Source organism: uncultured Tateyamaria sp. (assembly GCF_947488715.1).
Taxonomy (GTDB): Bacteria; Pseudomonadota; Alphaproteobacteria; order Rhodobacterales; family Rhodobacteraceae; genus Tateyamaria.
In genome coordinates, this window is record NZ_CANLAG010000006.1 from 64,312 (window position 1) to 83,689 (window position 19,378).

At 63.4% G+C, this 19,378-nt stretch carries 21 protein-coding genes; 12 read left to right on the forward strand and 9 right to left on the reverse strand.

The window, feature by feature from the left end; genetic code table 11:
- Positions 1-83: 83 nt before the first annotated feature.
- From mreC to Q0936_RS14380, 8 genes are all read left to right on the forward strand, one after another.
- A complete protein-coding gene (mreC, locus tag Q0936_RS14345) occupies positions 84-977 on the forward strand; it encodes a rod shape-determining protein MreC (RefSeq protein WP_299143326.1) in 894 nt (297 codons plus the stop codon).
- Positions 974-1,513, forward strand: a complete 540-nt coding sequence (locus Q0936_RS14350; protein ID WP_299143328.1) for a rod shape-determining protein MreD — start codon at positions 974-976, stop codon at positions 1,511-1,513. The genes mreC and Q0936_RS14350 overlap by 4 nt, the downstream gene beginning before the upstream one ends.
- Positions 1,510-3,453: a penicillin-binding protein 2 gene (gene mrdA / locus Q0936_RS14355; protein WP_299143330.1), complete on the forward strand. Its 1,944-nt coding sequence runs from the start codon at positions 1,510-1,512 to the stop codon at positions 3,451-3,453. Before Q0936_RS14350 ends, mrdA begins: the two co-directional genes overlap by 4 nt.
- Complete coding sequence (rodA, locus tag Q0936_RS14360; RefSeq protein WP_299143332.1) at positions 3,450-4,589, forward strand: rod shape-determining protein RodA; 1,140 nt, start codon at positions 3,450-3,452, stop codon at positions 4,587-4,589. Before mrdA ends, rodA begins: the two co-directional genes overlap by 4 nt.
- Complete coding sequence (locus Q0936_RS14365; RefSeq protein WP_299294114.1) at positions 4,586-5,059, forward strand: hypothetical protein; 474 nt, start codon at positions 4,586-4,588, stop codon at positions 5,057-5,059. The genes rodA and Q0936_RS14365 overlap by 4 nt, the downstream gene beginning before the upstream one ends.
- A gap of 104 nt (positions 5,060-5,163) precedes the next feature.
- A complete protein-coding gene (locus Q0936_RS14370) occupies positions 5,164-5,574 on the forward strand; it encodes a VOC family protein (RefSeq protein WP_299294112.1) in 411 nt (136 codons plus the stop codon).
- Complete coding sequence (locus Q0936_RS14375) at positions 5,571-6,503, forward strand: glyoxylate/hydroxypyruvate reductase A (RefSeq protein ID WP_299294110.1); 933 nt, start codon at positions 5,571-5,573, stop codon at positions 6,501-6,503. The genes Q0936_RS14370 and Q0936_RS14375 overlap by 4 nt, the downstream gene beginning before the upstream one ends.
- Positions 6,504-6,622: 119 nt before the next feature.
- Entirely contained in the window at positions 6,623-6,994 is a 372-nt protein-coding gene (locus tag Q0936_RS14380; RefSeq protein WP_299143339.1) for a hypothetical protein, read from the forward strand.
- A 4-nt stretch (positions 6,995-6,998) separates the two neighbouring features.
- On the opposite strand, the gene Q0936_RS14385 is transcribed toward Q0936_RS14380, so the two are convergent.
- The 6 genes from Q0936_RS14385 to Q0936_RS14410 all read right to left on the reverse strand — a co-directional run bounded on the left by Q0936_RS14385 (position 6,999) and on the right by Q0936_RS14410 (position 13,521).
- Positions 6,999-9,011, reverse strand: a complete 2,013-nt coding sequence (locus Q0936_RS14385) for a M3 family metallopeptidase (RefSeq protein ID WP_299294107.1) — start codon at positions 9,009-9,011, stop codon at positions 6,999-7,001.
- 37 nt (positions 9,012-9,048) lie between these two features.
- Positions 9,049-10,113, reverse strand: coding sequence for a molybdopterin-synthase adenylyltransferase MoeB (gene moeB / locus Q0936_RS14390; RefSeq protein ID WP_299294105.1), 1,065 nt, complete (start codon positions 10,111-10,113; stop codon positions 9,049-9,051).
- Complete coding sequence (gene dut, locus Q0936_RS14395) at positions 10,113-10,574, reverse strand: dUTP diphosphatase (protein WP_299294103.1); 462 nt, start codon at positions 10,572-10,574, stop codon at positions 10,113-10,115. The genes moeB and dut overlap by 1 nt, the downstream gene beginning before the upstream one ends.
- Positions 10,571-11,764, reverse strand: a complete 1,194-nt coding sequence (gene coaBC / locus Q0936_RS14400) for a bifunctional phosphopantothenoylcysteine decarboxylase/phosphopantothenate--cysteine ligase CoaBC (RefSeq protein WP_299294223.1) — start codon at positions 11,762-11,764, stop codon at positions 10,571-10,573. The genes dut and coaBC overlap by 4 nt, the downstream gene beginning before the upstream one ends.
- Before the next feature lie 84 nt (positions 11,765-11,848).
- Positions 11,849-12,646 (reverse strand): ChaN family lipoprotein, encoded by a 798-nt coding sequence (locus tag Q0936_RS14405; RefSeq protein ID WP_299294101.1) that lies wholly within the window; start codon positions 12,644-12,646, stop codon positions 11,849-11,851.
- Positions 12,643-13,521, reverse strand: a complete 879-nt coding sequence (locus Q0936_RS14410; RefSeq protein WP_299143351.1) for an RNA polymerase factor sigma-32 — start codon at positions 13,519-13,521, stop codon at positions 12,643-12,645. The genes Q0936_RS14405 and Q0936_RS14410 overlap by 4 nt, the downstream gene beginning before the upstream one ends.
- A gap of 90 nt (positions 13,522-13,611) precedes the next feature.
- Here Q0936_RS14410 and cobU point away from each other — a divergent pair, with 90 nt between their 5' ends.
- The 4 genes from cobU to Q0936_RS14430 all read left to right on the forward strand — a co-directional run bounded on the left by cobU (position 13,612) and on the right by Q0936_RS14430 (position 17,027).
- Positions 13,612-14,133, forward strand: coding sequence for a bifunctional adenosylcobinamide kinase/adenosylcobinamide-phosphate guanylyltransferase (cobU, locus tag Q0936_RS14415; protein ID WP_299294099.1), 522 nt, complete (start codon positions 13,612-13,614; stop codon positions 14,131-14,133).
- Complete coding sequence (locus Q0936_RS14420) at positions 14,130-14,702, forward strand: histidine phosphatase family protein (protein ID WP_299294097.1); 573 nt, start codon at positions 14,130-14,132, stop codon at positions 14,700-14,702. The genes cobU and Q0936_RS14420 overlap by 4 nt, the downstream gene beginning before the upstream one ends.
- 60 nt (positions 14,703-14,762) lie before the next feature.
- Positions 14,763-15,440, forward strand: a complete 678-nt coding sequence (locus Q0936_RS14425) for a glutathione S-transferase (protein WP_299294095.1) — start codon at positions 14,763-14,765, stop codon at positions 15,438-15,440.
- Between the two features lie 75 nt (positions 15,441-15,515).
- Positions 15,516-17,027 carry a YifB family Mg chelatase-like AAA ATPase gene (locus Q0936_RS14430; RefSeq protein ID WP_299294093.1) on the forward strand — a complete coding sequence of 504 codons (1,512 nt, stop codon included), beginning with the start codon at positions 15,516-15,518 and terminating at the stop codon, positions 17,025-17,027.
- On the opposite strand, the gene Q0936_RS14435 is transcribed toward Q0936_RS14430, so the two are convergent.
- The 3 genes from Q0936_RS14435 to Q0936_RS14445 form a co-directional block, all read right to left on the reverse strand.
- Positions 16,997-17,914, reverse strand: a complete 918-nt coding sequence (locus tag Q0936_RS14435; protein WP_299294091.1) for an alpha/beta hydrolase fold domain-containing protein — start codon at positions 17,912-17,914, stop codon at positions 16,997-16,999. The genes Q0936_RS14430 and Q0936_RS14435 overlap by 31 nt on opposite strands.
- Positions 17,911-18,846, reverse strand: coding sequence for a glutathione synthase (gshB, locus tag Q0936_RS14440; RefSeq protein ID WP_299294089.1), 936 nt, complete (start codon positions 18,844-18,846; stop codon positions 17,911-17,913). Before gshB ends, Q0936_RS14435 begins: the two co-directional genes overlap by 4 nt.
- A gap of 108 nt (positions 18,847-18,954) precedes the next feature.
- On the reverse strand, positions 18,955-19,377 hold the full coding sequence (locus tag Q0936_RS14445) for a YraN family protein (protein ID WP_299294087.1): 423 nt from the start codon (positions 19,375-19,377) through the stop codon (positions 18,955-18,957).
- Between the last annotated feature and the right edge of the window lies 1 nt (position 19,378).

Consider the following 19,378-nt stretch of genomic DNA (forward strand, 5'->3'; position numbering starts at 1 on the left):
CGCGGGGACAAAGAGTTGACTTGCTCCAATGGGGCAAATGTCAGACCATCAGCGCAACGGACCAAACATGGGGTGACTTCGCCTTGGCTAAGGACCGCGGACAGGTCGACTATGCAGGCCCGCTACGGCGGCTTGTTCTGGCTGTTCTGGTGTTGGCGCTGACGGGTGTCTTTCTGCTGTGGCGCATCGACAGCCCGCGTGTGGAACGGTTCCGGGCGCAAGTCACGGACCGCATCGTGCCCAACATGGACTGGGCCATGGCCCCCGTCACTGGCACCGTCAACCTGATCCGCGATTTCCAGAGCTACCGGCGCATCGCCGAACAGAACACCGAACTGCGCCGCGAGGTGCGGCAGATGCAGGCGTGGAAAGAGGCGGCGCTCCAGCTTGAACAGGAAAACGCGCGTCTGCTCGACCTGAACAACGTTCGGCTTGATCCGCGCCTGACCTACATCACGGGCGTGGTGCTGGCCGACAGCGGGTCACCGTTCCGCCAGTCCGTGCTGCTGAACGTCGGCGCGCGCGATGGCATCGTCGAAGGGTGGGCCACCATGGATGGCATCGGCCTCGTGGGTCGGGTGTCGGGCGTGGCCCAGAACACATCGCGCGTGATCATGGTCACCGACGCATCCAGCCGTGTGCCGGCCGTCATCCAACCCTCGGGCCAACGCGCCATCGTTGCAGGTGATAACAGCGCAGCACCCCCCATCGACTTTCTCGAAAACCCCGACCTCGTGCGCCCTGGCGACCGGGTCATCACCAGCGGCGACGGCGGCGTCTTTCCCGCTGGTCTGTTGATCGGCCAGGTCGCGGCGGACCCCGGCGGGCGGCTACGCGTGCGGCTGGCGGCGGACTATGAACGGCTCGAATTTCTGCGGGTGTTGCGCCACTACGGCAACGAACCGGTGTCCGACGACAGCAATGTGTTGGCCCCCGGCGGCGCCGCATCGCTGTTGGAAGCGGAGGGGTCGGAATGAACGAGCTGAGCCCACTGCGCCTGTGGATGATGCGCGGCAGCTTTACCGCGCTGATCCTCGGCATCCTCTTTTTCCATCTGCTGCCGCTCCAGACATCGACGGGTGGGTTGATCTGGCCAGACCTCGTGCTGGGCTTTGCCCTTGCGTGGTCCGTCCGGCGGCCCGAATTTGTGCCCGCCGTTCTGTTGGCCGCCGTTTTCCTGCTGGCGGATCTGTTGCTGCAACGCCCGCCGGGTCTTTGGGCATTGCTGGCGTTGATCGCCTGCGAACAGCTCAAGGCGCAGTCGCGCAGCCTGCGTGACGCCAGCCTCGCGACCGAACTGGCATCGGTCGGCGCATGGATCATCGGGATCGGCATCGCCTATCACATGGTGCTGGCCCTGCTGTTGGTGGACCGGCCGGCCTTTGGCCTGGTAGTGATCCAGATGATCGCCACAGCACTGGCCTATCCGCTGGTCATTGCCGTCACCCATGCCGTCATGGGTGTGCGCAAGGCCGCAGCCAATGACATCGGCGGCAAGGGAGCCCGATCATGAAACGCCCCCGCGTCGATACCGAGGCGAACCACCGCCTGATCACCCGCCGGGCTGCGATCCTGGGCGGTGTGCAGCTTGCCTTTGTCGCGGGTCTGGGCGCGCGGATGCAATTCCTGCAAGTCGATCAGGCCGATCAGTTCCGCCTGCTGGCCGAAGAAAACCGGATCAATATCCGCCTCATCCCGCCATCCCGTGGCGAAGTGTTCGACCGCAACGGCGTGCCGCTCGCTCGCAACGTGCCCAGCTACCGCATCGTCATTGTCCCCGAGGATGCAGGTGATGTCGAAGACGTGGTGAACCGCCTCAACCAGATTGTGCCGCTGGACCCCGACGAGGTTGAGCGTGCGGTGGCCGAGATGAAACGCTCGGCCCCGTTCTTGCCGATCACCTTTGCCGATGAGGTGACATGGGAAGACCTGAGCCGTGTCAGCGTGAACGCCCCGGCGCTGCCCGGCGTCACACCCGAAGTTGGCCTGAGCCGCGTGTACCCGCTGGGATCGGACTATGCGCATGTGCTGGGCTATGTCGGGCCGGTCAGCGACTATGATCTGGAGCGGATCGAGGATCAGGACCCGCTGTTGCGCATCCCGCGATTCCAGATCGGCAAAGTGGGCGTCGAGGCCAAGGCCGAAGGCGCGCTGCGCGGCAAGGGCGGTGCCAAACGGGTCGAGGTGAACGCCACCGGGCGGGTGATGCGCGAACTGGACCGGCGCGAAGGCACGTCAGGCGCCGACCTGCAACTGACCATTGATTCCAAGCTGCAAAGCTATGTTCAGGCGCGCCTGAACGGCGAAAGCGCCAGTGCTATCGTCATGGATGTCCAGAGCGGCGATCTGCTGGCGATTGCCTCGGCACCTACATTCGACCCCAACCTCTTCGTGCGGGGCATTTCTTCGCGTGATTACAATGCGTTGACCGAGAACAAGTATCGGCCACTTGCGTCGAAATCCGTGCAGGGGACCTATCCGCCGGGATCGACGTTCAAGATGATCACGGCCATGGCCGCCCTCGAAGAGGGGCTGATCGGGCCGGACGACACCGTGTATTGCCCCGGCCACCTCGAAGTGGCGGAACGCAAGTTCCACTGCTGGAAACGGGCGGGCCACGGTTGGGTCGACTTGCAGAACTCGCTCAAGCAATCCTGCGACGTTTACTACTACGACCTCGCCCTCAAGGTGGGGATCGAGAAGATTTCGGCCATGGCCAACCGGTTTGGTCTGGGCGTGCGCCACGACGTTCCAATGTCGGCGGTGGCCAGTGGCCTGACCCCGACAAAGGACTGGAAGGCGCGCGTGCACGGCCAGGACTGGGTGATTGGTGACACGGTGAACGCGTCCATCGGGCAGGGCTATATGCTCGCGTCCCCACTGCAACTGGCAGTGATGACGGCGCGGCTCGCCAGTGGACGCGCGGTGGAGCCACGACTGGTCAAAACGGTGGACGGGGTCGAACAGCCCAGCGGCACCGGTGAGAGCCTTGGCGTGAACGAAAACAACCTGCGCAAGATGCGGCGGGCGATGTACGAGGTCGTCAACGACCGGCGCGGCACAGCCTATGGCAGCCGCATCATCGAAGACGCGATGCGCATGGCGGGCAAGACCGGCACCAGCCAGGTCCGCAACATCACCACCGCAGAACGCGCGCGCGGCGTGACCCGCAACGAGGATTTGCCGTGGGAGCGTCGGGACCACGCGCTGTTCGTGAACTTTGCCCCCTATGACAATCCGAAATACGCAGTGGCGGTTGTTGTGGAACATGGCGGCGGCGGGTCCAAGGCCGCGGCCCCCATCGCGCGCGATGTGACCTTGCAGGCGCTCTATGGCGAAGAGCCGCCGCTTGACGCCTACCCGACAAAGGACCGTGGCCGGATCAAGGAACAGCAACGCGTGCTCAGGGGTATTGAGCCTGTCGCCAACATCTCGGGCAAGGATCAGGCATGAGCTATCTTGAGTATACGGTCAAACACGTGCCTGCGGGCCCGCGCAAGATTCTGTATATGAACTGGCCACTTGCGCTGTTGCTGGCAGCGGTGGCGGGTGTCGGGTTTCTGATGCTCTATTCCGTGGCGGGCGGGTCGTTCAGCCCCTGGGCCGAGCCGCAGATGAAACGGTTTGCCGCCGGGTTTGTCCTGATGATGATGATTGCCATGGTGCCGATCTGGTTCTGGCGCAACATGGCGAGCCTGGCCTATCTGGGGTCGCTTGCGCTGTTGCTGGCTGTCGAGTTCTTTGGGTCTGTCGGGATGGGTGCGCAGCGCTGGATCGACCTGGGGTTCATGCGCCTGCAGCCGTCCGAGTTGATGAAAGTCACACTGGTTCTGATGCTGGCCGCCTACTACGACTGGTTGCCCGCATACCGCAAATCGCGGCCCTTTTGGGTGCTTCTGCCGGTGCTTTTGATCCTGATCCCAACTGCGCTGGTGCTCAAGCAGCCCGACCTTGGTACCTCGATCCTGCTGATGGCGGCGGGTGGTGGCCTGATGTTCCTTGCCGGTGTCCACTGGGCCTATTTTGCCGCTGTCTTCGCAGCGGGTGCGGGGTTGGTGACAGCCGTTCTGCAATCGCGGGCAACGGACTGGCAACTGCTCAAGGACTATCAATTCCGGCGCATCGACACGTTTCTGGACCCAAGTTCTGACCCGTTGGGCGCGGGCTATCACATCACGCAGTCCAAGATCGCATTAGGATCGGGGGGCTGGACCGGACGTGGGTTCATGCAGGGCACGCAGTCGCGGCTGAACTTTCTGCCGGAAAAGCACACCGACTTTATCTTTACCACGCTGGCCGAGGAATTCGGGTTCATCGGGGCGTTTTCGCTGCTGGCGCTCTATGCGCTGATCATCCTGTTTTGTGTCGCCTCTGCTGTGGCCAACAAGGACAGGTTTTCGTCGCTGCTGACGCTGGGGATTGCGCTGAATTTCTTCCTGTTCTTTGCGGTGAACATGTCGATGGTCATGGGGCTGGCACCGGTTGTGGGTGTGCCGCTGCCGCTGGTCAGCTATGGCGGGTCGGCGATGCTGGTTCTGATGCTGGCCTTTGGGCTGGCCCAAAGCGCGCACGTCCACCGACCGCGATGACGCATCTGGCCCCGTTTGAGCCGCGTGCCGTCATGGCGCTGAGCCCGGTGCACCAACACGGCTGGACATTGAAACGCTATGCCGTCCTGGCCGAGGGCCGCGCGTTTGACGACGCGGTTGCCGAGGCTGCGTCCGACGCGGCGGTGACACGCCTGCCACAGCCGGGGGTGTTGGCCGATGCAACGGGCAATCACGGCGTCGGGTTTCAGATCATCCACTTTGCCGAAACGGCGGTTGTTGCGCCGCTGTTTTATTGGCAATGGGGCAGCGTGCTGGCGCACGGCGATCAGTTGCGCGCCCCCTGGAGCAACCCCACAGAGTTCGCAACCGGTGCGACCGAGGTGTTCGGTTGTGTGTGGGAGATGGACATCGTCACGTTCGAAGTCGCCGCCTGGAAACGCACAGTGTTGAGCGGGCAGGACACCCCGGAATACCGGCTGGCCAGATATCTCGCGGCACACGTCGCCTGACGCGACCCATCACCACATCCACTGAGATCCATCACAAGCGATTGTTGTGCATCCGAGGATCAAGACGCTACACCGATCACAGATGTCGCTGACCGGAGTATCCCATGGCCCTTTTTCACCTCGCCTTCAACGTATCCGACCTGGATGACACCCGCGGCTTTTACGGCACATTGCTGGGATGCAAAGAGGGGCGGAGCACTGACACCTGGGTCGATTTCGACTTTTTCGGCCACCAACTGAGCTGCCATCTCGGCAAACCTTTTGACAGCGCGCCGACAGGCAAGGTGGGCAATTGCGATGTGCCGATGCCGCATTTTGGTGCCGTGCTGCCGATGGCGGACTGGCGCGCGTTGGCGGACAAGCTGACGGCGGCGGGCATTGAGTTTATCCTCGAACCGCAGATCCGTTTCGAGGGGGAGCCGGGCGAGCAGAGCACCATGTTCTTTACCGACCCGGCAGGGAACCCGATCGAGATCAAGGGCATGGCCAACCTTGATGCGGCGTTTGACACATGACGGTCAACGTACTCTTTGCCGCCACTGCGGACCGCTGGGACCAATACGCAGCACCGCTCAGGGCCGAGATCGCAGCCGCAGGTGTGGAGGCGCATCTGGCGACGGATATACCGGCGGACGAGGTCGACTATATCGTCTATGCCCCCAACTCCGACGTGCAGGATTTCACGCCTTTCAGCCGCGCCAAGGCCGTGTTGAACCTGTGGGCGGGGGTTGAGGGGATTGTGGGCAATCCCACGCTGCACCTGCCGCTGTGCCGGATGGTCGACCCCGCGCTGACGCAGGGCATGGTGGAATGGGTGACAGGGCACGTGTTGCGCCTGCATCTGGGGATGGACAGCCATATCGGTGCCGCCCCCGGCACCTGGGAACCGGTTGCGCCGCCGTTGGCCTTTGACACCCGCGTCACCGTTCTGGGCCTTGGGGTCCTGGGCGCCGCCTGTGCCTCGGCGCTGGCGGGCTTGGGTTTCGACGTCGCAGGTTGGAGCCGGTCACCCAAGGTCATCGACGGCCTGACCTGCCTGCACGGTGATGACGGTCTGCGCGAGGCGCTGGCGCGGGCGGACTACTGCGTGCTGCTGTTGCCCAGCACCGCGGCGACGGAAAACACGCTGAATGCGGCGACGCTGGCCGCGATGCCGCGTGGGGCGCGCATCCTGAACCCCGGACGTGGGCAACTGATCGACGATGACGCCCTGCTACAGGCGTTAGACGCGGGCCAGATCGCGCACGCCACGCTGGATGTGTTTCGGGTCGAACCCTTGCCCATGGATCACCCGTACTGGACCCATCCCAGCGTGACCGTTACCCCGCATGTGGCGTCCGAAACACGCGCCGCTTACGCATCGAAAACCGTGGCCGAGAACATACGGCGTGGCGAAACAGGCATGCCATTCCTGCACGTGGTGGACCGCAGCGCGGGCTACTGATGTCAGGGGACGTGTTACAGATAGGTCACGGCGACTTGCTTTGATACGTGATCGGGGACCCATTAGGTCGGGGTCAAGCGCAGATGCTGCGTCTGCACAATAGTGACCCGGAGACCCATATGTTTCACCTCGTTTCCCGCCGGCTTCATGCCGCGATGGACTACCCCCTGGCCCTTGGCCTGATTGTCATGCCCTTTGCCTTTGGCATCGGAATGGGGGATGCGCTGCCTTTTGCGCTGTCGTTCGGAGCGGGTTTGCTGCTGTTGTTGGTGACGTCGCTGACCGATCACGAAGCGGGTGTTCTGCCTGCCATTTCATTCCGGGCGCACCGGATCATCGACGGCATCATTGGCGCAGTTTTTGTCGCGGCGCCTCTGGGGTTCGGCTTTTCCAGCGGGGATACCCTGTATTACCTGACGGTGGGCCTGACAATTTTGGCCGTCGTATCAGCCCACCGTGATCCTGCCCCTGCGTTGGCAGCGGCAGAATAGTCGATCAGGCCGCCAGCCCACGCCCCTTGAGCAACGCCTCGACCCCCGGCAACCGACCCCGGAAGGCGGTGTAAAGTTCCGCGGCATCCACACTGCCCCCGGTCGATAGGATATGCGTCTCGAGAGCTTTGGCGCGTTCCGGGTCAAACGGCCCGCCCGCCTCTTCGAAGGCGGCAAAGGCGTCGGCATCCATCACCTCGGACCACATGTAGCTGTAGTAGCCGGACGAATAGCCGTCGCCTGCGAACACGTGGGCGAAATGCGGTGTGGCGTGGCGCATGCCAATGGCGGCAGGCATGCCGAGACCATCCAGTACGTCAGCCTGTTTGGCCATCGGATCCGCGGGGGCCGCCCCCTCGTGAAAGGCCAGATCGACCAGCGCAGAGGCCACATATTCCACCGTCTGGAACCCCATGTCATAGGTCGCCGCCGCCAGCACATTGTCCAGCAGCGCCTGAGGCATCGCCGCGCCTGTTTCGGCATGGACCGCAAATTCGCGCAGCACTTCGGGCACTTCGAGCCAGTGTTCGTAAAGCTGGCTGGGCAGTTCGACGAAGTCGCGCGCCACGGAGGTGCCCGAGATGCTTTCGTAGGTCACATTGGACAGCATCTGGTGCAGGGCATGGCCAAATTCGTGAAAGAGCGTACGCGCGTCATCATAGCTGAGCAGCGCGGGATCGCCCTTGGCAAAGTTGCAGACGTTGATGACCACGGGCGCCTGCGGTTCGGGGAACTTGGCCTGTGCGCGCATGGCCGAACACCACGCGCCAGATCGTTTGGAGCCGCGGGCGAAATAGTCGCCGATGAACACCGCCACGTGGGTGCCGTCGCGGGTGACCTCCCACGCGCGGCAGTCGGGGTGATAGAGCGGGATGTCGAGCGGTTTGAACGACAGGCCAAAGAGGCGCGTGGCACAGGCGAATGACGCCTCGATCATGCGGTCGAGCTGGAAATAGGGTTTGACCTCGGCCTCGTCCAGATCGTGCAGGTCCTTGCGGCGGCGTTCGGAATAGAACCGCCAATCCCACGGGGCCAGAGGGCCGTTCACGCCGTCGGCCTGCATCATCTGTTCCAGCACCCAGGCGTCGGCATTGGCCTGCGCCTTGGCGGGTTCCCACACGTCCATCAACAGGCCCCGAACGGCATCCGGAGTCTTGGCCATTTCGGTTTCCAGCTTGTAGGCGGCAAAGCTGTCATAGCCCAACAGCTTGGCGCGTTCCTCGCGCAGGCTGAGGATTTCGGCGGCGATGGCGCGGTTGTCGGTGTCGCCCCCATTTGCGCCGCGCGCGCCCCACGCCTTGTACGCGACCTCGCGCAGGTCGCGGCGGGTGGAGAATTGCAGGAACGGCACGATCAGCGACCGCGACAGGGTGACGACAGGGCCATCCACGCCCTTTTCCTTGCCTGCCGCGCGGGCCGTGTCGACCACGAAGGGCGGCAGCCCCGCCAGATCACCCTCGCCCAGTTCCATGAACCAGTCGCGTTCGTCGGCCAGCAGGTTTTGGGTAAAGGCGGTGCCAAGTTCGGCGAGACGCCCCTTGATCACCTTCATCCGCGCGTCGTCATCACCGGTCAGCGCCGCGCCTGAGCGCACGAACCCGCGATGGGTCAGCATCAGCACACGCGCCTGTTCATCCGTCAGGTCCAGCGTGTCGCGGGCGTCATAGACGGCGGCCACGCGGGCAAAAAGCGCCTTGTTACCCGAGATGTCAGCAAAATGTGCGGCCAGTTTTGGGGAAAAGTCGCGCTGCAACGCCTCGCGGGCCGGGTTACTGTCGGCCCCTGCGACGGTATAGAACGTGCCCAGCACCTGATCGAGATCGTGACCCGCGGCCTCGAGCGCCTCGATCGTATTGGCAAAGGTTGCGGGATCGGGATTGTTGGCGATGGCGTCAATCTCGGCGCTGTGATTGGCCAGCGCGACGTCCAGCGCCGGGGCAAAGTCGTCATCCGAGATACGGTCAAAGGGGGCGATCTGGAACGGGGTATCCCACGTTTGCAGCAGCACATTTGTCATCTTGGCACTCTCCTTTGGGATCAATGTAGGGCGCGGGTCACTGCGTCGCCATGGGGGCCGCGCCACAAACCTCGCAATCGGCACGACGAGACAGCGCGATGGTGCGGTTTTCGCCGTAGAGCGCGTCGTAAATCGCCATTTGCCCACGCAGCGGTGCGCCAGCGCCTGTGATCAGCTTGACCGCCTCAACCGCCATCATGGACCCCAGCACACCCGGCAACGGACCCAGAACGCCCGCCTCGGCGCAACTGGGCGCGAGTTCCGGCGCGGGCGCGGTGGGAAAGATGCATCGATAACACGGCGCGTCGTGAGCCGGGTCAAACACACTGATCTGCCCTTCCCAATGGGTCAGCGCGCCGGAGATCAGCGGAAGGCCCGCGCGCACGGCGGCGGCGTTGACCAGATACCGGGTGTCGAAATTGTCGGTGCCGTCCAGCACCAGGTCATAGTCGGCCATCAGATCGTCCACGATGTCCGGCGTGAGGCGGCGGTGATAGGGGCGCACGGTGACAAAGGGGTTCTGCGCCTCCATCGCGGCTTGGGCGGAAAACACCTTGGGCGTGCCGATGCGGGCATCGGTGTGGATCACCTGGCGTTGCAGGTTGGTGTTCTCAACCGTGTCGTCGTCCACAACTCCAATTGTACCAACGCCTGCCGCCGCGAGATATTGCAGCGCCGGTGCGCCCAGCCCGCCTGCGCCCACAACCAACACCCGCGCGTCGCGCAGGGCCTTTTGCCCGGATCCGCCAATTTCGCGCAGCACTATGTGGCGGGCATAGCGGTTTAGTTCTGTTTCGGAAAAGCTGCCCGCCCTGCCCTGATCAGGTTCCGCCATGGCTTGCGCGACCTGAGCACGGTTGCGCAAGGCCCGCAGCCCATAACGATACGCCAGCACCAAAGCCGCAAAACCGCCAAGAATGAGCCAAAACGCCGGGCTTTCGCCTGTGGCCATCCGCAGCGGGTGCCCGGACGGCAGTGCGACCTGCACGGCCAGCACAAGCACATAGAGGATGCCAATCATCAGCCAACGCGCGCGGCGCGGGGTTTTCATCGCGGCGCCAATGCCCCACAGGACCGCCGCAAGCGCAAAGACCAGAACCATCAGCCGTGCCCGGTCGAGCCAAAGCCGCCCGCCCCTCTGTCGGTGTGATCCAGAACATCGACCTCTTGGAACGACGCCTGCACCACCGGGGCCATCACCATCTGCGCGATGCGCATGCCGTGGGTCACGCGAAACGGCACATCCGATGTGTTCAGCAGGATAATGCCAACCGGGCCGCGATAGTCGCTGTCGATTGTGCCGGGGCTGTTGACCAGCGCGATGCCGTTTTTCAACGCCAGCCCCGAACGCGGGCGGATCTGTACTTCGAACCCGTGGGGGATGGCCATGGCAAGGCCCGTAGGGATCAGCGCGCGTGTCCCCGCGGGGACATCCACCGGCACACCATCAGGCAAGTTGGCGCGCAGGTCCGCCCCGGCGGCCCCTGCCGTTTCATAACGCGGCAGCGGGATGTTTGGGTCAAACCCCTCAAGGCGCATCAGTTTCAGTGTCTGTTCGGTCATGTCAGCGCGTCGGCAATCCGCTGGGCCAGTTGGCGCGCCACGTCGTCCTTGGACATGCGCGGCCAGCTTTCGGCGTCCTGTTCCGAAATCAGGGTCACTGCATTCTCGCTGCCGCCCATGATACCGGTGTCGGGGGATACGTCGTTGGCGACGATCCAGTCGCATTGCTTGCGAGCGCGTTTGGCAGTTGCGTTGGCGATGACATCATTGGTTTCGGCAGCAAACCCCACGACGAGCGGCGGACGCCCCTCGGTCATCTGCGCCACATGGGCGAGGATGTCGGGATTTTCCGCAAAGGTGAGCGCGGGCATGCCGTCGCGCGTCTTTTTCAGCTTGCGATCACTGGCGCTGGCCACGCGCCAGTCGGCAACTGCAGCGGCAAAGACTGCCGCATCCGCGGGCAAGGCGGCACCTACGGCATCGCGCATCTGCAGGGCTGTTTCCACGGGAACGACCTGCGCGCCTGCGGGCGGCGGCACATCGGCGGGGCCGGTGACAAAGGTAACCTGAGCGCCCAGATCCAGCAAAGCCCGCGCCAGCGCCGTGCCTTGTGCGCCCGATGACCGGTTGGCGATGTATCGCACCGGGTCAATCGGTTCGTGTGTCGGGCCGGACGTGACCAGCACATGTTTGCCCGTCAGCGGCCGGGGACCGAAATGCACCTCGACCTCTGCCACGATCTCGAGCGGTTCGGACATGCGGCCGGGGCCGTACTCACCACAGGCCATATCGCCATCGTTCGGGCCCACAACCGTCACCCCATCGGCGCGCAGTTGTGTCAGATTGCGTTGGGTGGCCGGGTGATCCCACATGCGCACATTCATCGCCGGAGCGATCATCACAGGCGTGTCCGTGGCCAACAAAAGGGTCGAGGCCAGATCATCCGCACGGCCCTGTGCCATCTTGGCCATGATGTCTGCCGTTGCGGGTGCAACGACGATCAAATCGGCAGAACGGGACAGTTGGATGTGCCCCATCTCGGCCTCGTCCGTGAGGTCAAAGAGGTCGCGGTACACCTTGTGCCCGGCCAGCGCGGACACCGACAGGGGCGTCACGAACTGTTCGGCGGCACGGGTCAAAACCGGCGTGACGGTGGCCCCGCGTTCGCGCAGGCGACGGATCAGGTCCAGCCCTTTGTAGGCCGCAATCCCTCCTGTCAGGATCAACAAAATTCGTTTGTCTTGCAGCATCATGGCATCATGTCCGCATGTCTGTGGTCGGCGTGACCATAGGCGGCTGCCGGGCCAAGAACCAGCCCCCGCGTCACGGCGGCATCATTGGCTGAACGCCGCACAGGGATCACCGCGTGCCGGGCTGGATGCACCATTGAGGGTCCAGGAAAACACACCCTCGGGTGGTTCCTGGCGTTCGCCCTGGCCAACGCTCGTGACCGACAGCGCGGGCTGCGCTTGCGCAAGGTAGACCGGCACGCCCCAGTCGGCGCGCGCATGGCCATTGCCGGTGATCAGCATCACGGGGCTGCCGTGGGTGTCCAGCGCGTCAATCACCGCACGGGCAAAGGCCGCGTCGCGCAGGCGCTGCGCGTCGACCATGCCGTCCATCATGTCCAAAGGCATCGCCGCACAATGGGCATCAAACTGGTGCAGGGTGCGCGCGGCCAAGGTGTCGGGATCAAGCGGTTGGGTCAGGCCATAGTTCGCCGCATCCGCGCCAAACACCGTGGCCGCCCCGTCCGTGAACGCGGCACGCATGTCATCACGCGACAGGGCCGCCCCAACGATCACGTCGCTGGCGGCCAGAACATCCGCGTAGTCAGCGATGTTTGACCAGTGGAAATTGGAGGTGGCCGCCGCCATCTCGACCGGATCGCGGGGGACATCCGCCAGCTCTGCGGCCTCTGACGGTGTGAGCATTTCAAACACCACGGCCTTGGGCCGGACATTGCGGATCGCTTTGGCCTGTTCGGCGTGATGCTGGGGATTGTCGTGAAATTCGCCGATGATCAGGACGTCACCGGCGAAGTCTGTCCAGTCCGTTGCGGCGTGAACGAACGCTGCCGACGCCACAAAGGCTGCGGCCGCGCAGAAGGTTTTGAATGTGGTTTGCCTCATGCGAGGAAGTGATGCACTTCCCGGCTCTGGGTTTCGAGGGTCTTTCGCATCTTTGTGAACGCGGCCGCCTCAAGCTGGCGCACGCGCTCTTTTGACAAAGACAGCTCTTGGCCGAGGCTTTCCAGCGTGCGGGGGTCGTCGCGCAGCTTGCGCTCGCGCACGATGAACCGCTCGCGTTCATTCAGCGCGCCTAGCGCAGACAACAGCCATTCGCGCAGTTGCTCGGTGTCATGGGTGTGTTCAACCGTCTCTGCCGCTTGCGCGCTGTCGTCTTCGAGGGCGTCGATCCACTCGCGCCCCTCGTCGTCCACCGACTGCGTCGCGTTTAGTGAATAGTCGGACCCGGACAGGCGGCCTTCCATCATCTCGACATCGTGCAGGGGCACACCGATCTCGGTCGAGATCATCTGGCGCAACTGGTGTTTGTCCAGCGTCTCGCCAGCCGCCGCACTTTCACGCTCAAGCCGGGCCTGCACGCGGCGCATGTTGAAGAACAGGGATTTCTGGCTGCTGGTGGAGCCGGTGCGCACCATGGACCAGTTGCGCATCACGTAGTCCTGGATTGACGCCTTGATCCACCACACCGCGTAGGTCGAGAATCGAACGCCACGGTCGGGGTCGAATTTGTCAGCGGCCTTCATCAGGCCCAGACCGGCCTCTTGGATCAGGTCATTCATCGGGGCGCCGTAGCGTTTGAACTTGGACGCCATCGAAATCGCCAACCGCATATACGCGGTGATCAGGCGGTGCAGCGCGGCCTCATCCCGGTCGTCTCGCCAAGCATATGCCAGGCGAAGCTCCGTCTCTGCGTCGAGCAGTTCGGCCTTCATTGCGGTGCGAGACAGCGAAAACTCGCGAGCGTTGTCCAATGCCATCGGTCATCCCCCTGGATGGTTATGCTTGTTTTGCGCACTTACACTCTCTACGCACGGGCATCGAAACTGGTTCACTCTGAGGATGAAAAAATGTTGTCGGGACTGACATTCGTTCTAGGGGGTGCTGCGTCGGGCAAGTCAAAATACGCGGAAACAGTTATTGAAAACAGTGGCTTGGGTAAAATCTATGTCGCGACCGCACGAATTTGGGACGAAGAAATACAGGCTAAGGTTGATCTGCACCAAGCGCGCCGCGGGGCCGATTGGACCTGTCTGGATGCCCCGATAGACGTGGCAGGCGCGCTTGGCAGCACCTCTGCAAAACAGGCCACGCTGCTGGATTGTGCGACGATGTGGCTGACCAATGTGATGCTGGACAACCATGACCTTGCCGCAGAACAGGACCGGTTTCTGACGGCGCTGGCCCGCAGCAAAGGACCGGTGGTCGTGGTGTCGAACGAGGTGGGTCAGGGCATTGTCCCCGACACACCACTGGGCCGGGCCTTTCGTGAGGCGCAGGGCCGGCTGAACATCGCGCTGGCCGCGCAGGCTGATTGCGTCGTTCATGTGGTCGCGGGCCTGCCACAGGTGATCAAAGGGGTCGCACCGTGACCACATGGCACTGGATCCGGCATGGGCCGACGCATCAGACAAGCTTTACCGGGTGGCGCGACGTTGCGGCGGACCTGTCCGACGAAGGCGCAGTGGCGCGTCTGGCCGATCATCTGCCCAGCGATGCGGTCGTGATCTCGTCCGACCTGACGCGGTCGGTCAACACGGCCACGGCGATCCAGCGGTCGAGAACCCGGTTGCCACATGATCCGGCGCTGCGCGAGTTTCATTTCGGCAGTTGGGATGGCGTGCATTTTTCGCAGGTGGCGGACCGGCATCCCGATCTGAGCCGCGACTATTGGGAAACGCCCGGTGATCATACACCCCCAGGGGGCGAAAGCTGGGACGCGGCGGCGGCACGTGTGGCCATGGCCGTGCGCCGTATCGAGGCCGCACATACGGGCAAGCATATCATTGCTGTTGCACATTTTGGCGTCATCCTGACCCAGGTGCAGGCGGTGCTGGGGCTGAGCGCCCACGCGGTCCTTGCACACAAGATTGACCCGCTTTCCGTCACCACCCTGCATCCCGAAAGCGGCACGGCAGAGCGGATCAATCATCTGCCGTGATGGTGTGGCCCACAAATCTGCGTTGGCCTGCGCAGGCGTCTATGACGTAGCCTGCGGGCCATGACCTATGACCTTTATATCGGCGATCGCACCTTCTCGAGCTGGTCCCTGCGCGGCTGGCTGATGATGGAAAAATTTAACATTCCCAAGAAGATCCACTTTGTCGGTCTCTATGGCGGCACGATGGCAGAGGATATGGCCGCATTGGCGCCTGCACGTTTGGTGCCTGCGATGCGCACGCCAGCCGGAACGGTTGTCGGCGAAAGCCTCGCCATGGCGGAAACGCTGGCCGAAGAGCACCCGAAGGCCGGGATGTGGCCCGCAGACCCCGCCGCCCGCGCCACGGCGCGGTGGCTGTGCGCCGAAATGGTGGGCGGGTTTTCCGCGCTCCGGTCCGATTGTCCGATGCAGTTGCAACATGTGAACAAGGGCTTTGCCGTCCCGGATGCCACACGGACAGATTTGGCGCGGCTCGAGACGTTGTGGGCGCATGCAGCACAGTTCGCGACGGAAGGGCCGTGGCTCTTTGGGGCCTATTCGTTGGCGGATGCGTTCTATGCACCCGTATGTGCGCGTATCGTGGGCTATGACCTGCCTGTGGGCGATGCCGCGCGGCGCTATTGCGAGACGACGATCAACGATCCCGCGTTCAAGGCATGGCGCGCCGAAGGGTTGAAAACCACCTATGACCCGTTCCCGTATGACATGGGTGTGCCGGTCACAGACTGGCCTGCCTGAGCATGGGACTGCGCCTGCATTAACCAATCGTAAACCAGCCCGCGCTAGCCATTAACCATTCACGAGGGGTGAGAGATGGTGGCACGGGCCTATACGGTTGCATTTCAGGGCGTCGATGCGCGCGAGGTCGAGGTGCAATGTGCGATGACGCCGGGCATGCCCGCCTTTTCCATCGTAGGCCTGCCGGACAAGGCCGTGTCCGAGGCGCGAGACCGGGTGCGCACAGCCCTGTCGGCAATGTCCATCGCGCTGCCGTCCAAGCGGATCACGATCAACCTGTCGCCCGCCGACCTGCCCAAAGAGGGCTCGCATTTCGACCTACCCATCGCGATGGCCCTGTTGGCCGCCCTTGGCATCCTGCCCGAGGACGCGGTCGAGGGTACTGTCGCACTGGGTGAGTTGTCCTTGGACGGCACGCTGGTCCCGGTGCTGGGCGCCTTGCCCGCCGCAATGGCCGCCGCAGAGCAGGACCGCGGGTTACTGTGTCCGGCCGGGTCGGGATCAGAGGCGGCATGGGTCGACGCCACGCGCGTGATCGCCGCGCGCAGTTTGGGTGATGTGGTGCGGCATTATACCGGACAGGTGCCGCTGGAACCTGCAACGCCGGGGCAAATTGCCAGCGGCGGCGGCCTGCCCGACATGCGCGACGTCAAGGGGCAGGAACGCGCGAAACGCGCGCTGGAGGTCGCCGCCGCCGGGCGGCACCACCTGTTGATGGTTGGCACGCCGGGGTCTGGGAAATCCATGCTTGCTGCACGCTTGCCCGGCATTCTGCCGCCGCTGTCGGCGCTTGAGGCGCTTGAGACGTCGATGATCCACTCGCTCGCCGGACTGTTGGATGCGGGTGGCATTTCGATGGACCGCCCGTTTCGCGAACCCCACCACACCGCGTCGATGGCCGCGATTATCGGCGGTGGGCGCGGTGCCAAACCGGGCGAGGTGTCACTGGCCCACAATGGCGTGCTGTTCATGGACGAGTTTCCCGAATTCCCCCGCGCGGTTCTGGAAACGCTGCGCCAACCGATTGAAACCGGCGAAGTCATGATTGCGCGGGCGAACAATCACGTGAAATATCCGTGTCGCTTTATGCTGGTGGCTGCCGCTAACCCTTGCAAATGCGGATACCTGAGCGATGCGGCACGTGCCTGTGCGCGCGCACCGGGCTGTGGTGATGACTATATGGGGCGCATATCAGGCCCCCTTATGGACCGGTTCGACCTGCGCGTGGACGTGCCACCGGTCAGCTTTGCCGACCTTGATCTGCCTGCCGCAGGTGACACATCAGCGGCCGTCGCCCAGCGCGTTTCCGAAGCGCGGACGCTGCAACTGGCGCGTTTTGACGGAACGGACGCGCGATGCAATGCCGACCTGAGCGGCCCCACATTGGAAGAACACGCCATGCCCGACGCAGAGGGGCGCGCGCTGTTGACCCGCGTGGCGGACCGGTTCGGGCTATCGGCGCGCGGTTATCACAGAGTGCTGCGCGTGGCGCGCACCATTGCCGACCTCGACAGATCGGACACCGTGCGCAAGCCCCACGTGGCCGAAGCGGTCAGTTACCGGGTCGCCGCTTTGGCCCCGGTCTGAGCGCGGCACCATGCCGCCAACGCATCCAGCGTCACGCGCGCCTCGGGCAGTATGTTGTGAAAGAGCGGCCAGACATGAGGCAGATCACGCTCGATCTTGGTCTCGGTACGGACGCCTTGGTCCCTGAGCCGCCGGTCCAGCCGCACGGTATCGTCCAGCAAAATCTCGGTATCGCCTGCCGTCAGCCACACGGGGCACGCGCCCGAAAAGTCGGCAAAGAGGGGGCTGGCCAGCGGGTCCTGGCCCGGATGACCATCAAGATAGCCCGCCGCCGCCTCAGAAATTCGGGTGATCGGCAGAACCACCTCGGCATCGGCGTTGTCCACCACGCTGCGCCCGGAAAAGGTCATGTCAGTCAGCGGGGACAGACCGTAAAGGCCCGCAGGCAGTGGTTCGCCTGTACGCAACAGCGCAACGAGGACACTTAGCGCCAGATTGCCACCGGCGCTGTCCCCACCGATGATCACATCCGCCGGGTCGTACCCCATGGCTAGAACGGCGCGGTATGTGGCCAGACAGTGATCGGGCGCTTGCGGAAAACTGTGTTCCGGCGCGAGCGGATATTGCGGCAAAATGGCGACGGCTTCTGCACGGCGCGCCAGATTGGCAAGCATCGCGGAATAGGCCTGCGGGCTGCCAAACACATGTGCACCGCCGTGAAAGTGCAAGATCACCCGCCGGGGCGTGACCCCACGCGGCGTGACAAAAAGCGCGGGGCGATCCGCGAGGGTTTGCGTCTTTTTCCGGGTGCCAAAGGGAGCGTGGAAAAACAAACGCGCCTTGAGATCAAAACTGACCCGCAAGGCACGTGCCGTTTTTGCGCGGGTCAGAAATGGTTTTTCCGTTGCGCGCAGCCAGATGTTGAGAAGGCGTGCCTGCCAGCTCATGCCCGCTTGGCTTCGATGGCTTGCCAAATCTGGGCCGCAACATTTACGCCATCAAACCGTTCAAGCTCTTGAATGCCGGTGGGTGATGTCACGTTGATCTCGGTCAGGTAGTCGCCAATGACGTCGATGCCGACAAAGACCTGGCCCTTTTCGCGCAAGAGCGGACCAATGGCCGCGCAGATTTCGAGGTCCCGTTCGGACAGGCCAATCTTTTCCGGGCGGCCGCCGACGTGCATGTTCGAGCGCGTCTCACCTGCGGCAGGCACGCGGTTGATCGCACCGACGGCTTCGCCATCGACCAGGATCACCCGTTTGTCACCGTTCGACACGTCCGGCAGGAATTTCTGCACAATCAGCGGCTCGCGAGAGAACCCCGAGAATAGCTCGTGCAGGGACGTCAGGTTGCGGTCGCCAGCGTCCAGGCGGAACACGCCTGCGCCGCCGTTGCCGTAGAGTGGCTTCAGGATGACATCCTCATGCTTGGCCTTGAACGCCTTGATCGTGTCCAGATCGCGCGCAATCGTTGTGGGCGGCGTCAGATCCGGAAAGTCGAGCACAAGGAGCTTTTCGGGGTAGTTGCGCACCCAGAACGGGTCGTTGACGACCAGTGTCGTTGCCTTGATCCGGTCCAACAGATGCGTCGACGTGATGTAGTGCATGTCAAAGGGCGGATCCTGGCGCAGCCAGACAACGTCGAAGGTGCTCAGATCGACTTCGCGCATTGGCCCCAGTTGTGCGTGATCACCCTGCACACGCTGCACGGTAAAGTCCTGACCGCGCGCGGTGATCCGGCCCTCTTGGTAGGCAAGCTGGTCGGGGGAATAGAAAAACAGGCTGTGACCGCGCGCCTGTGCCTCTTCGGCAAGGCGGAAACTGCTGTCGGCGTTGATATCGACGGCCCCGATCGGGTCCATCTGAAAGGCAACTTTCATGTCACATCTCCGGCTGGTGTCCCGCCCTAGATGGCGCAGGGGGCCGCCGGGTGCAATGGTTTGCCATTGTGCGCCGATGCACCAACGGGTCGCGGGCGTATGACGCTGTTAGTGGAACCCATGCGCAAAAGGGTTTTCCATCACATGTACCGCGCCCTTCGCATCGACCAGAGCCACATCAAACCGCACATCCGTCAGACTGCCGGTTTCAAGCGTGGCCACATATTCCTCGCCCGTCGCGAAAAGGCGCCGGACCTGCGCCGGGGTAACATGTGCAAGCGCGCTTTCAACGGTTTTGCTTTTCTTGACTTCGACAAAGATGACGCCGTCGCGACCGGCAAAGATCAGATCAATTTCTCCGCGCCGACCGCGCCAGCGTTCGGCCTGCAAAACATACCCCGCAGCCACGTAGTGCGCCGCCACCGAATTTTCCGCAGCCATCCCCGCCAGATAGGACATGCGCCCGCGATCCACGCGGGTCTGCATCGCCGTGTTGCCAGTCGTCGATCCGCTGCAGAATGGGTCCGTCATT

Coding starts and splice junctions, on each gene's coding strand:
- mrdA (WP_299143330.1), top strand. CDS start 1,510: ATGAAACGCCCCCGCGTCGATACCGAGGCGAACCACCGCCTGATCACC.
- Q0936_RS14435 (WP_299294091.1), bottom strand. CDS start 17,914: ATGAGCTGGCAGGCACGCCTTCTCAACATCTGGCTGCGCGCAACGGAA.
- gshB (WP_299294089.1), bottom strand. CDS start 18,846: ATGAAAGTTGCCTTTCAGATGGACCCGATCGGGGCCGTCGATATCAAC.
- cobU (WP_299294099.1), top strand. CDS start 13,612: ATGTTGTCGGGACTGACATTCGTTCTAGGGGGTGCTGCGTCGGGCAAG.
- coaBC (WP_299294223.1), bottom strand. CDS start 11,764: ATGCTGCAAGACAAACGAATTTTGTTGATCCTGACAGGAGGGATTGCG.
- dut (WP_299294103.1), bottom strand. CDS start 10,574: ATGACCGAACAGACACTGAAACTGATGCGCCTTGAGGGGTTTGACCCA.
- Q0936_RS14365 (WP_299294114.1), top strand. CDS start 4,586: ATGACGCATCTGGCCCCGTTTGAGCCGCGTGCCGTCATGGCGCTGAGC.
- moeB (WP_299294105.1), bottom strand. CDS start 10,113: ATGGTTCTGGTCTTTGCGCTTGCGGCGGTCCTGTGGGGCATTGGCGCC.
- rodA (WP_299143332.1), top strand. CDS start 3,450: ATGAGCTATCTTGAGTATACGGTCAAACACGTGCCTGCGGGCCCGCGC.
- Q0936_RS14370 (WP_299294112.1), top strand. CDS start 5,164: ATGGCCCTTTTTCACCTCGCCTTCAACGTATCCGACCTGGATGACACC.
- Q0936_RS14410 (WP_299143351.1), bottom strand. CDS start 13,521: ATGGCATTGGACAACGCTCGCGAGTTTTCGCTGTCTCGCACCGCAATG.
- Q0936_RS14375 (WP_299294110.1), top strand. CDS start 5,571: ATGACGGTCAACGTACTCTTTGCCGCCACTGCGGACCGCTGGGACCAA.
- Q0936_RS14405 (WP_299294101.1), bottom strand. CDS start 12,646: ATGAGGCAAACCACATTCAAAACCTTCTGCGCGGCCGCAGCCTTTGTG.
- Q0936_RS14350 (WP_299143328.1), top strand. CDS start 974: ATGAACGAGCTGAGCCCACTGCGCCTGTGGATGATGCGCGGCAGCTTT.
- Q0936_RS14380 (WP_299143339.1), top strand. CDS start 6,623: ATGTTTCACCTCGTTTCCCGCCGGCTTCATGCCGCGATGGACTACCCC.
- Q0936_RS14425 (WP_299294095.1), top strand. CDS start 14,763: ATGACCTATGACCTTTATATCGGCGATCGCACCTTCTCGAGCTGGTCC.
- Q0936_RS14445 (WP_299294087.1), bottom strand. CDS start 19,377: ATGACGGACCCATTCTGCAGCGGATCGACGACTGGCAACACGGCGATG.
- Q0936_RS14430 (WP_299294093.1), top strand. CDS start 15,516: ATGGTGGCACGGGCCTATACGGTTGCATTTCAGGGCGTCGATGCGCGC.
- Q0936_RS14385 (WP_299294107.1), bottom strand. CDS start 9,011: ATGACAAATGTGCTGCTGCAAACGTGGGATACCCCGTTCCAGATCGCC.